This is a genomic window from Microbacterium sp. zg.Y909 (assembly GCF_024626565.1).
The window spans coordinates 1-10726 of sequence record NZ_JANJFJ010000139.1; the positions used below are offsets into that span (position 1 = coordinate 1).

Below are 10726 nucleotides of genomic sequence, written 5' to 3' on the forward strand. Positions count from 1 at the left end.
CTGCGGACCGAACTGGGAACGGAGACCGCATGACCCCGACGACTTCTTCCGGGGCGGATGCCTCCGCGGATCTGCCCGACCTGGACGACCAGACGGTCGCCCGCATCGAGGGCGAGCTGTTCGCGCGCATCCGCCAAGAGCCTCGCGGCGCGGCGGCGGGGCGCGAGGCGGCGCCGGCCGTTCGCGGCGCGACGCCGGCACGCACCGCCCGACAGCGCCGGCGCAGCTGGCTCGTCGCCGGAGGCGCCGCGGCGGCGCTGGTGCTCGTGGCGGCCGTGATCGCACCGGGCGTGGGCAATCTCATCAGGGGCGGCTCGGGGACAGACAGCCAGGTGATCGACGGCGCGTGGATGACCACGACCGAAGGCTCGGCCGTCATGCCGGAGGCCGGCGTGGCCGACGGCGATGCCGAGAGTGGGCTGGGCGTCATCGGCGGTGCCGCCGACGGCGGCGGCGACGGTGCGCAGCAACGCGAGGTGATCGCGACCGCCTCGGCGACGCTCGAGGTGGGCTCAGGTGCGCGGGCGGCTGCCGATGCCCTCGAGGCGATCTCGGCTGAGGCCGAAGCGGCGGGCGGCTTCGTGGAATCGCTCAGCCTCGGGCGGGCCGGCGGTCTCGGCGAGAGCGGCACGATCGAGGGTGGATTCGTCGGGGGCCAGTACGGCGATGCCGCGCTGTATCCCGGCCCCTCGGCGGTGTCGGACACCTGGATCACGGTGCGCGTGCCGTCGACGGAGCTGACCGCCACGATCGAGCGCCTCGACGAGTTCGGCGAGGTCACGGCATCCCGCATCTCGCGTCAGGACGTCACGACCGAGGCGGTCGACTTGCGAGCACGGGTGGCATCGGCCGCGGCGTCGGTAGAGCGGCTCACCGCCCTGCTGAGCGAAGCCGGCTCACTGTCGGACTTGATCGCGGCCGAGGACGCGCTGGCCGAGCGCCAGGCGGAGCTGGAGTCGCTGCAGGGGCAGCTGGACTATCTCGACGGGCAGGTATCGCTGTCGTCGCTGACGGTCAGCGTCGTGACGCCCACGGAGCGTGTCGACGCCGACCCCGCCGGATTCACCGACGGACTGCTGGCGGGATGGAATGGTCTCGTGGCCGCGATGAACGGCATCGTTGTCGCGCTGGGCTTCCTGCTGCCGTGGCTGGGGGTGATCGGTGTGATCGGCGCGGCCGTCTGGCTGATCCGCCGCGCGGTGCGCCGCCGCCGCCGCTCCCCCGCCGCCCCCGCCGCCGACTGACCCGGCCGCCTCGCCCTGGCGCTGAGACGAATCCTGACGGCCGAGACGGCGGGTGCCACCCACGGTCTCGGCCGCGGGTATTCGTCTCACCGGTCGCGCGGCGTCGGCGTCGGCGTGGGCGTCGGCGCGGGCGCGAGGCCGGAGGCAGGCGCGCGCAGGGCGCGGAGGGCGTAGAGGATCGTTGCGAGGTCGACCAGTTCCTGCACGAGGGCACCCACGACGGCGGGGATCACGCCCGTCATCGCGATGAGCATCAGCCCGACGCTCAGCCCGATGCCGATCCAGATCGCGGTGAGGGCGACCCGCAGCGTGTGGCGGCCGATCACGATCGCTTCGACCACGCGCGCGAGCGAGTCGACCGTGATGACGACGTCGGCGGCATCCCCCGCCGCCGTCGCGCCGCGCGCCCCCATCGCCACCCCGACGTCGGCTGCCGCCAGCGCCGGGGCGTCGTTGATGCCGTCGCCGACCATCATCGTGGGGCGCGGGGTGAACGCCCCGACGAGGTGCACTTTCTCGGGCGGGAGCAGGTCGGCGTGCACCTCGTCGACCCCGATGCCGTGGGCGATCGCCTCGGCGGTGGGAGCGGCGTCGCCGGTGAGCATCGCGACACGCTCGACCCCGTGGGTGCGCAGCCACGCGACCACCTCGCGGGACTCCTCCCGGGCTGCATCTGCGAGCAGCAGCGCACCGGCGAAGCGGCCATCGACCGCGACGTACGCCGCCACCTGGCCCGGTTCGAGCCGGGGGCGTTGCACCCCGTCGGCGACGGTGGCTACGAAGGCGGACTTGCCCACCGCCACCTGCCGCTCCGCGAGCACGGCGGACACACCGTTGGTCGCGACCTCGCTGGCTTCTCGGGCCGGCAGCAGCTGCAGTCCTCGGGCATCGGCGGCGGCTCGGATGCCGTCGGCGAGCACGTGCGAGGAGTACTGCTCGGCCGAGGCGGCCAGCTGCAGCACCTCGTCGGCACTGAACCCCGCCGCGGGGAGCACGTCGACGAGCTCGGGACGCCCCGAGGTGAGCGTGCCGGTCTTGTCGAAGCACACCGACCGCACGCGCGCCAAACGCTCGATCTGAGCGCCGCCCTTGACGATGATCCCGGACTTCGCGGCCCGGGACAGCCCGCCCAGGAACGCGATGGGCGCCGCCAGCAGCAGCGGACACGGGGTGGCGAGCACGAGCACCTCGGCGAAGCGGGTGGGATCCCCCGACAGCCCCCACGCCGTTCCCGCCAGCACGAGGGACACGGCGGTGAAGGGCACCGCGAACCGGTCGGCGAGCCGCACGACAGGCGCGCGGGAAGTCTGCGCCGCCTCGACGAGCGCGACGATCTGCTGGTATTGGCTGTCGGCGCTGCGCCGCACCGCGCGCAGCCGCACCGCACGGGTGCCGTTGACGGCGCCCGAGAACACCTCGTCCCCGTCCGAGCGGGTCACCGGCAGGCTCTCGCCCGTGAGGGACGACTCGTCGAAGGTGCCGGCATCCCCCACGACCACCCCGTCGACGGGAACGACCTCCGATGGGCGCACGAGCAGCAGATCACCGACCTGCACGTCCTCCACCGGCACGTCGCGCAGTCGCTCGTCGCCGGCCGCGGCCGGGAGACCGCCCGGCCCGCCGACGATGTGCGCGGTCCGCGGCGAGCGGTCCAGCAGGGCAGTCAGGTCGCGCTGCGCGCGGCGCGCCGCGAACTCCTCGAGCGCCTCGCCGCCCGAGAGCATCAGCACGATGATGAGCGAAGCGACATACTCCCCCACCGCGAGAGTCGCCACCATCGCCACCACCGCGAGGATGTCGAGCCCCACGTGTCCGTGCAGCACGTCGCGCACCATGCGCACGAGGGTGAGGACGACGAAGACGGCGACGTACCCTGTGGCGACCCAGCGAGCGCCGGAATCGGCACCCGCCGCGGCCAGTGCCAGAACGACGGCCAACGCGATGACTGCGAGGAAGATCGACCCATACCGTGACGCCGTACGCATTGCCGACATGCGGCCAGCCTGCCTGCGGCTCCCTCACGGCGCCAGCCCCGTGGGCAGCGAAAAACCCCCCGGCAGAAACCGGGGGGTTTTTCGTGTTGTGACCCCAGCGGGATTCGAACCCGCGTTACCGCCGTGAGAGGGCGGCGTACTAGGCCGCTATACGATGGGGCCGTTTCGACAACCGTTAAAGTATGCCACGGCTCGCATGACGTGGCCAAATCGAGGCGGGCTGCGGTTGCCGCCGGGCGTGTCGCACGGTTGACTTTCCTCATGCGAGTCACAAAGCACGAACATGCCTGCCTGCGCCTCGAGCGCGATGGAAAGACGATCATCATCGACCCGGGTTCGTTCACCCTCCCCCTGACGGATGTGAAGAACCTCGTCGCCGTCGTCCTCACCCACGAGCACCCCGACCACTGGACGCCCGATCATCTGGACCGGCTGACGGCTCTGGCGCCGCGCGTGCCGATCTTCGCACCGGCCGGAGTCGCGGCCGCCGCCCCCGGATACGACATCACGGTCGTCGCCCCCGGTGACACCGTCACGGTCGACCCGTTCACACTGGTGTTCTACGGCGGACGGCACGCGGTGATCCACGAGTCCATCCCGATCATCGACAACGTCGGTGTCCTCGTCAACGACGACTTCTATTACCCCGGGGACTCCTACGCCGTGCCCAAGGGTGCGGAGGTGCGGCTGCTGGCGGCGCCGGTGGGTGCGCCGTGGCTGAAGATCGGCGAGGCGATGGACTTCGTCCTCGCCGTGAAGCCCCGCCGGGCCTTCGGCACCCACGACATGACGCTCTCCCGCGCCGGACTGCAGATGGGCCGCGCCCGCCTGAAGTGGGCGACGGAGCAGAACGCCGGCGAGTTCCTCGAGCTCGAACCCGGCAACTCGGTCGACCTGTAGCGAGAACCACCGCGCTGACAGCTGCCCGCAGACGACGGATGCCGCGGGGGTGTACCCCGCGGCATCCGTGTGTCCGGCCCTAGCCGGCGTCAGTGGCGTGTCACTGCGCGTCGAGATCCGTCTCCAGCAGCGCGACGAGGTCGTCGAGCGCCTCCTCGGCGCCCTCGCCTTCGGCCTTGAGCGTCACGACCGTGCCGTTCGAGGCACCGAGCCCCATGAGCGACAGGATGCTGCCGGCGTTGAGGTCGGGTCCGCCCTCGACCGCGATGGTGACCGGCACGCTCTTCTCCTGCACCGCCTGCACGAAGAGCTTTGCGGGGCGGGCGTGCAGTCCGGAGCTGCTGGCGATCGTGGCCTGGCGTTCTGCCATGGGGTCCTCCTTGTGGGGTTTTCAAACGGTTGCCGGAACCTGAGCGGCGGGAGCCTTCTCGGCCTCGGCGAACTCCTTCGGCGCGACCCACTTCTTGAGGGCCACGACGACGAGCGCACTCACGACGGTACCTGCCGCCAGCGCCACCAGGAACCCCCAGAAGGGCTCGATGGCGAACCAGACGAAGAGGCCGCCGTGCGGCGCACGCGACTCCACCGCGAACAGCATGCTGAGCGCGCCGGTGACCGCGCCGCCGACCATGGTCGCGGGGATGACGCGCAGCGGGTCGGCTGCGGCGAACGGGATGGCGCCTTCGGAGATGAACGAGGCACCCAGCAGCCAGGCGGCCTTGCCGTTCTCGCGCTCGACCGGAGTGAAGAGGTTGCGCGCGAGCACAGTGGAGGCCAGCGCCATGGCGAGCGGCGGGACCATGCCGGCGCACATCACCGCGGCCATGATCAGGTACGGCGTCGTGTTCGTGGCCGAGGCCGTGCCCAGCCCCGCGACGGCGAAGGCGTACGCGACCTTGTTGACCGGTCCGCCCAGGTCGAAGCACATCATCAGTCCCACGATCACGCCGACCACGACGATCAGCCCGGTGGCGGCGAGGTCGTTGAGGCCGTTGGTCATCTGCTCCATGAGCCAGGCGATGGGACGACCCAGGAAGAGCACCATGAGGCCGGAGGCCACGATGGATGCCAGCAGCGGGATGATCACGACCGGCATGAGCCCGCGCAGCCAGCGCGGCGCGTCGAGCCTGCCGAGCCACCACGCCACACCACCAGCGAGGAGACCACCGACGATGCCGCCGATGAAGCCGGCGTTCATGAGCACGGCGACGGCGCCGGCGACGAATCCGGGCGCGATGCCCGGCCTGTCGGCGATCGCGAACGCGATGTAGCCGGCCAGCGCGGCGACCAGGAAGCCCATCGACGTGTTGCCGATCATGAACGCGACGGAGCCGAGGTACTGGCCGAGACCGCCGGCAGGAAGCTCCCAGAGCGAATTCTGGATGATGACGGATGCCGCGTCGTTGCTGACCTCGTATCCGCCGAGCAGGAAGCCGAGCGCCATCAGCAGCCCGCCGCCGGCGACGAACGGGATCATGTAGCTGACACCGGTCAGGAGCCACCGCTGGATGCTCGCCCCCGCGCCGGGGCGGTCGGCGGTCGTCTGGGTCGACGCGGCCGCGTCGCCCGTGACTCGCTGTGCCTGTGGGTCCTTCGCGGCGGCGACCGCCTCGGCGATCATCTGCGTCGGCTGTTCGATGCCGCGCTTGACCCCGGAGCGCACGACCGGCTTGCCCGCGAAACGCTGCGGCTCGCGCACGTCGACGTCGGTCGCGAAGATCACGGCATCCGCCCGCTCGATCACGTCCTTGGGCAATGCCTTGTACCCGCTGGAGCCCTGCGGCTCGACCACCAGGTCGATGCCTGCCTTCTTACCTGCGGCACTGAGAGCGTCGGCCGCCATGAAGGTGTGCGCGATGCCGGTGGCGCACGAGGTGACGGCGACGATGCGCGCGGGGCGGCCGTCGACGGTGAGCTCGGGCGTCGCGCCGGAGCTCTGCGGAGCGGGGGGAATCGCGCCCTCAGCCTGCGGGGCCGTCGCCGGCGCCGCCGTCGACGACGGCGCAGCCGACGCGCTGACCGGAGTCGGCTCTGCCGCCGCCTCTTCCCCGATCGCGCGGCGGACGATGTGCACCACCTCGTCCGCGCTCGTGGCGGAGCGCAGCGCCGAGGTGAAGTCCTCCTGCATCAGCGAGCGGGCGAGCTTGGACAGGACGGCCAGATGCGCCTCGGCCGCTCCCTCGGGCGCGGCGATGAGGAATACCAGGTCCGCGGGACCGTCGGGGGCGCCGAACGGTACGCCCGGCTTCAGCCGCGCGAAGGCCAGTGAGGCCTGCGTGACGGCGGCGCTCTTGGCATGCGGAATCGCGATGCCGCCGGGCAGCCCCGTCTCGTCTTTCTGCTCACGCGCCCACGCGTCGGCCGCGAGGGCGTCGGCATCGGTCGCGCGTCCCTGTGCCGCCACCCGCGCCGCGAGAGCGTGGATGACGGCCCGCTTGTCGTCGCCGAGCGGTTCGTCGAGGCTGACGAGCTCAGTGGTGATGGTCTCGGTCATGATGACCTCCAAGGGGTCGGAAGGTGGGTCAGTCGTCGATGGTCCGCACCGGCACGTCGCCGGTCGGAAGGTCGGAGGGCCGTGGTGCTTGTGTGCCCGGGAGTGACGCCGCTGCGGCGCCGTACCGGATGGAGCTGCGCAGCCGCTCGGCGGGTTCGGCGCCGCGCGCGTCGGCGATGAGGTAGCCGGCCAGCGAGCTGTCGCCCGCGCCGACGGTGGAGTGCACGCGGATGCGCGGCGGACGACCGGCCCACGCGCCGGTCGCGGTGACCAGCACGGCGCCGTCGCCGCCGAGCGTCACCAAGGCCGCGCCGACCTGCGCCGGCACGAGTCGCCGGGCGACCGGCAGCACTGCGGTGACGAGGTCGGCCTCGGGGTCCAGCGCGATGCCGGCGAGGTCGGCAAGCTCATGCTCGTTCGGCTTGATGAGGTCGGGACGGGCCTGCGCGACCACCGCCGCCAGCGCCGGCCCCGATGTGTCGACGGCGATGCGGGGGGCGGCATCCGCCCAACGCCGGCGAACGGCGTCGATGACCTCGACGTAGAACCCCTCGGGCACACCGGGGGGAAGGGATCCTGCCAGCACGAGCCACTGCGCTCCCGCACACGATTCGACGACCGTTTCGACCACGGCGGCGCGCTCGGCGTCACCGAGGGCTGCCCCACGGAGGTTGACCTTCGTGGTCTCGCCGGCCGGGTCGGTGATCGTGATGTTCGCGCGGGCGTGGCCGGCGACGGGCACCGTGACGGCAGGGATGCCGGTGGCTTGGAGCGAGACCGCGAACGGGTCATCGGCGGCCAGTGGCAGCAGGGCGAGGGTCGGCACATCGGACGCCGCACACACCCGCGAGACGTTGATGCCCTTGCCGCCGGCATCCTCCCGGGCGCCGCGGGCGACCTGCACGCCCCCGACCTCGAGCGGGGCTGCGAGCTCGACCGTACGGTCCAGCGACGGGTTCGCGGTGAGGGTGACGATCATGCGGTCCACACCTCCGTCCCCGCTTCGTGAAGCGCGGCGCCGAGGGCGTCACCGGGGGCACGGTCGGCGACCACGACGTCGATGTCGTCGAGGCCGGCGAAGGCGACCAGCAGTTCGGCGTCGAACTTCTGGGCATCGCTCACGACGACCACGCGCCGGGAACTCTGCACGATCGCGCGCTTGACGGCCGCCTCCTCGGGATCGGGGGTGCTGAGCCCGAACCCCGCGGAGATGCCGTTGGTGCCGATGAAGGCGACGTCGGGGCGCAGCCCCTCGATGGCGCGCACGGTGTGGGAACCCACAGCGGCCCCGGTCAGGCTGCGCACCCGCCCGCCGATGACGGTGAGCGAAAGACGGGGCGCACCGGCGAGGACGCCCGCCACCGACATCGCGTGGGTGACGACCTCGGCGGTGCCGTCGGTTTCGGCGAGGCGAGCGGGAAGGAGCGTTGCGACCGCAGCGGTCGTGGTCCCGGCATCGATGTAGACCGAGCCGCGGAACCCGTCGCCGAGCACGTCTAGGGCACGGCCGGCGATGGCCTGCTTGGCGGCTCCCCGCTGCGAAGAGCGTTCGACCAGCGACGGCTCCACAAGGCTCGTGCGCTCGCGCGCCACCGCGCCGCCGTGCACTCGTCGCAACGCGCCCGCTCGTTCGAGCTGGTCGAGATCGCGCCGCACCGTTTCCGTCGTGACGCCGAAGCGGTCGGCGAGATCGACGACGGCCACACGACCGTCCTGCACGACAAGTCTCTCGATCAACTGGTGGCGTTCCATCGCGTACACGCGCAGTCCTTCCGGCGGGGATTTCCCACACGTTACAACAAAGCCACAGATACTCACAAGAGATCACGTCTGCGGTTGTGTGGGAGTTCGCTGTGAGACGGCGTCGCCGGCGCGGCGTGATTCGTCCGGGATGCCGGCTCGCGCCGACCGGCATCCCGGTTGACGGAATCCGACCGGCATGCCCCCGATCCCGGGGCGCATGCTGGTCGGGTCGATCGTGGACGCGCGCTAGGGCGCCGGCTCCTCCACCCACACTTCGACGACGCCGTCACGGGCCACCATGCGCACGAGCAGGCCGGTGAGCAGTTTCGGGTCGTTACCCGCCCACACCGACCTTCCGGGCATGAGGTCGACAGTCGCATCCAGTCGCCCGCGACCGCAGGCGAAGTCGAGGAGGGTGTCGTCGATGCTCACCATGAGGCATCCGTCTCCCCCACTTCCGGTGAAGGTGTGGGCCTGGATTCCCAGGTGGGGTTCGTAGGCGACCAGGCGCGCCTCGGGGTCGAGACCGAGGTGGTCGAGCCAGCCCGGTTCGATGTGGTCGGGCACCCCGGTCTCCTGCACCGGCTTCAGGACGTGATCGGGGGCGGGCGGCGCGAGAGCGACGGTCATCCCCGCCCCGACGAGCGCGCATCCGACCACGGCGGCAGCCGCGATCGCGGCGGTGCGCGGGCCCCCTGAGCGAGCGTGCATCGCGACGATGTCGGGATCGGGCAGGGTGTCGCCGCCGACGCCGTCGTCGCCGCCGTCGTCGTGAGGAGCCACGGCGGCAGGCGCGGGCGCCGCCCCGGCCGCATCCACCGTCTCGTCCGGTTCGCCCGCCGTGGGTGTCGGAGCGGATTGCTCACGGGCGAGCGCCTCGAGTTCGCGCAGTCGAGTCAGGCCGGCGGCATCCAACTCCCCGTCAGCGGCGGGCCCGTAGGCGCGGCGCCGCAGGCGGAGCAGTTCGTCAGAGAAGTCGGGCATGGTCGTCCGATCGGGCACGGGATCATTATGGCGCCCGCACCGCAGTCGCCGGCCGCGTCGCGTCGCTTGTACGTTCCTACGATGTACCGCAGGTTGATGGCGTGAGCGACGCTGCCGACGGGCGCTCCTGTCGCGTGGCAGGAGGGCGTCGCGACCGAAGGACTGCTCGAAGCCGACTGGGGGGGACCATGCCCCCACGTTCCAAGCCCTCGCGCATCCCGTGCGCCTGGAACTGCTGCGCCGCATCCTTACAGGCACGACGACGACCGCCCAGCTCGCGGACATCGACACCCTTGGAACGATGGGCCAGCTGCACCACCACCTGCGTCAGCTCGTCTCCGCGGGGTGGGTGCGCCAGAGTGGCCGAGGCAGCTATGAGGTGCCCGCCGCGCGCGTCGTCCCTTTGTTGACGGGTCTGTTCGGGAGCGGACGATGACCGGTCTCCTGGGAGCCCTCTACCGCGTGCGTGGACCGTTGTACTACACCGCCGCCCTGCTGCTGATCACCGGCGTGCTGCTCGGGCTCGTCATCGATGGGGGCGCGGCTGATCGTGTCAGAAGCGCCGCCATGGGCATCGCGGTCGTGGCGGCGGTCGGGTGCGGCCTGCCTACCGCAGCCGCGTCGCCCCCTTTGCGCATGAACCTGCTTCGTGGAACGCCGGGGCCGCTCGGGTCAGCCCGGGCGGTCCTCCACCCATATCTGCACCGTCCCGTCGCGGGCGACCAGCCGGACGAACACGGCCTTCGACAGGCCCCTCGCGATCGTCGCCGGCGCGGTCCGGCCAGGCATGAGGTCGAGCGTGGGGTCAAGCCGTCCATGCCCGCACGCATAGTCGAAGAAGTCGGCATCGACGCTCACGATCAGGCACGGGGTGCCGTCGGTGCCGGTGAAGGTGAAGGCGCGGACGCCTCGATGAGGTTCGTAGGCGGTGATGCCCGTCTCACGGTCGATGCGAAGGAAGTCCAGTATGCCGTTCTGGTCGAAGTCACTCGGGATCTCGGACTCGGCGATCGGTCGCAGCACGGCGTCCGGGGCCGGCGGCGCGACGGCGACGGCGACCCCCGCACCGCCCACTGCGCAACCCGCCACGGCGGCCGCCGCGATCGCGGCGGCGCGCCACCCCCCGATGCGCGGGCCGACGCCGGGATTCGGGGGCGGGGTCGGGACGGCCTCGGTGTCGCCACCGGCGGCGATGCCCACGGGTGCAGAGACCGAGCCGTCGACGTTGGCGTGCCGGGAAACGGAACCGTCCGCGTCCGCTTCCGCGCCAGCATCGCCCGCCGGCGGTGTGTGGTCGTGCGCCGGATCGGACGATGCGCGGACGAGCGCTTCGAGTTCCCGCAGCCGTGCGAGGTCCGCGGCATCCA

At 71.8% G+C, this 10726-nt stretch carries 10 protein-coding genes and 1 tRNA gene; 3 read left to right on the forward strand and 8 right to left on the reverse strand.

The annotated features are described in order from the left end of the window. Window positions 1-29 precede the first annotated feature (29 nt). On the forward strand, window positions 30-1244 hold the full coding sequence (locus NQ160_RS11515; RefSeq protein ID WP_257515310.1) for a DUF4349 domain-containing protein: 1215 nt from the start codon (window positions 30-32) through the stop codon (window positions 1242-1244). Between the two features lie 86 nt (window positions 1245-1330). Here NQ160_RS11515 and NQ160_RS11520 read toward each other — a convergent pair whose 3' ends face one another. Further along, entirely contained in the window at window positions 1331-3238 is a 1908-nt protein-coding gene (locus NQ160_RS11520; protein ID WP_257515309.1) for a heavy metal translocating P-type ATPase, read from the reverse strand. A gap of 89 nt (window positions 3239-3327) precedes the next feature. Further along, a tRNA-Glu gene (locus tag NQ160_RS11525) sits at window positions 3328-3400 on the reverse strand. Between the two features lie 99 nt (window positions 3401-3499). Between NQ160_RS11525 and NQ160_RS11530 the strand changes: the two genes are divergently transcribed. Next, window positions 3500-4138, forward strand: coding sequence for an MBL fold metallo-hydrolase (locus NQ160_RS11530; protein ID WP_257515380.1), 639 nt, complete (start codon window positions 3500-3502; stop codon window positions 4136-4138). A gap of 100 nt (window positions 4139-4238) precedes the next feature. Here the strand turns inward: NQ160_RS11530 and NQ160_RS11535 are convergent, their stop codons facing one another. From NQ160_RS11535 to NQ160_RS11555, 5 genes are all read right to left on the reverse strand, one after another. After that, window positions 4239-4508: an HPr family phosphocarrier protein gene (locus NQ160_RS11535; protein ID WP_257515381.1), complete on the reverse strand. Its 270-nt coding sequence runs from the start codon at window positions 4506-4508 to the stop codon at window positions 4239-4241. A gap of 21 nt (window positions 4509-4529) precedes the next feature. Continuing rightward, window positions 4530-6632 (reverse strand): PTS fructose transporter subunit IIABC, encoded by a 2103-nt coding sequence (locus NQ160_RS11540; RefSeq protein ID WP_257515382.1) that lies wholly within the window; start codon window positions 6630-6632, stop codon window positions 4530-4532. A 28-nt stretch (window positions 6633-6660) separates the two neighbouring features. Then, window positions 6661-7611 carry a 1-phosphofructokinase gene (gene pfkB / locus NQ160_RS11545; RefSeq protein WP_257515383.1) on the reverse strand — a complete coding sequence of 317 codons (951 nt, stop codon included), beginning with the start codon at window positions 7609-7611 and terminating at the stop codon, window positions 6661-6663. Then, the gene (locus NQ160_RS11550) at window positions 7608-8393 is read right to left on the reverse strand and encodes a DeoR/GlpR family DNA-binding transcription regulator (protein ID WP_257515384.1); all 786 of its coding nucleotides are present in this window, start codon (window positions 8391-8393) and stop codon (window positions 7608-7610) included. The genes pfkB and NQ160_RS11550 overlap by 4 nt, the downstream gene beginning before the upstream one ends. A gap of 228 nt (window positions 8394-8621) precedes the next feature. Continuing rightward, a complete protein-coding gene (locus NQ160_RS11555) occupies window positions 8622-9377 on the reverse strand; it encodes a hypothetical protein (protein WP_257515385.1) in 756 nt (251 codons plus the stop codon). Between the two features lie 202 nt (window positions 9378-9579). Between NQ160_RS11555 and NQ160_RS11560 the strand changes: the two genes are divergently transcribed. Beyond that, window positions 9580-9795: a helix-turn-helix domain-containing protein gene (locus NQ160_RS11560; RefSeq protein ID WP_257515386.1), complete on the forward strand. Its 216-nt coding sequence runs from the start codon at window positions 9580-9582 to the stop codon at window positions 9793-9795. 236 nt (window positions 9796-10031) lie between these two features. On the opposite strand, the gene NQ160_RS11565 is transcribed toward NQ160_RS11560, so the two are convergent. Then, window positions 10032-10726: hypothetical protein (locus NQ160_RS11565; RefSeq protein WP_257515387.1), on the reverse strand; the 695-nt coding region annotated here is incomplete at its 5' end.